Source organism: Acetobacter sp. DsW_54 (assembly GCF_002153575.1).
Lineage (GTDB): Bacteria > Pseudomonadota > Alphaproteobacteria > Acetobacterales > Acetobacteraceae > Acetobacter > Acetobacter fabarum.
Genome location: NZ_JOPD01000055.1, coordinates 1 through 1,021 on the forward strand (window position 1 = coordinate 1; position 1,021 = coordinate 1,021).

At 54.8% G+C, this 1,021-nt stretch carries 1 pseudogene; it reads left to right on the forward strand.

Annotation, left to right across the window (positions count from 1 at the left end):
• Window positions 1-61: 61 nt before the first annotated feature.
• Window positions 62-1,021, forward strand: a pseudogene (locus HK20_RS12525) (IS481 family transposase).

Consider the following 1,021-nt stretch of genomic DNA (forward strand, 5'->3'; position numbering starts at 1 on the left):
CTAGGTGTTTAGTCCCGTGGTTTGATGGTGTGATATTTTCACGAGAGTGGAAGGAAGCATTATGGGACAGATACGTCATGGGAGCGCCACGACCACGCACGCCGTGCGAGCAGCAATACAGCGATCGCAGGCTTCGCTCGCGGCGCTGAGCGAGGAGTTCGGGATCAACCCGAAGACAGTGGCTAAATGACGGAAGCGACAGAGTGTCGAAGATCAGAAGACAGGTCCTAAAGAGCCGCGCTCAACGGTCCTGTCCGAGACGGACGAAGCGATGATCGTGGCCTTTCGCCGGCATACGTTGCTGCCGCTGGATGACTGCCTTTATGCCCTGCAGGCCAGCATTCCCCATCTGACACGCTCGGCCTTGCATCGCTGCCTTCAGCGTCACGGGATTTCACGACTGCCGGACATAGAGGGGGACAAAGCCAAACGCCAGCGCTTCAAACGCTACCCGATCGGGTTCTTTCATCTCGACATAGCGGAAGTCCAGACCGCTGAAGGCAAGCTGTACCTCTTCGTTGCCATTGACCGGACAAGCAAATTCGCTGTCACACAACTGGTCGAGAAAGCTGATCGGAAGACGGCCTGGGAATTCCTCGAACATCTCCTGAGCATCATCCCTTACCGGATCCACACCATCCTGACCGACAATGGGATCCAGTTCGCTGACCAACCCCGTAATCGCAATACGGCCTGGTCGCGTCCCATGCGCTTCGACATGATCTGCGAAGCTCACGGGACCGAACATCGTCTGACGAAACCCAATCATCCCTGGACCAATGGTCAGGTTGAACGGATGAACCGGACAATCAAAGAGGCAACCGTCAAACGCTTCCATTACGACAGTCATGAGCAGTTGAGGACACACCTCAACGACTTCATGGCAGCTTATAATTTCGGGCGAAGGCTCAAGACGCTGAGTGGCCTCACGCCTTACGAATACGTCTGCAAAATATGGACTTCAGAGCCAGAAAAATTCATCATCAATCCACCCCATCAAACCCCGGGACTAAACACCTAA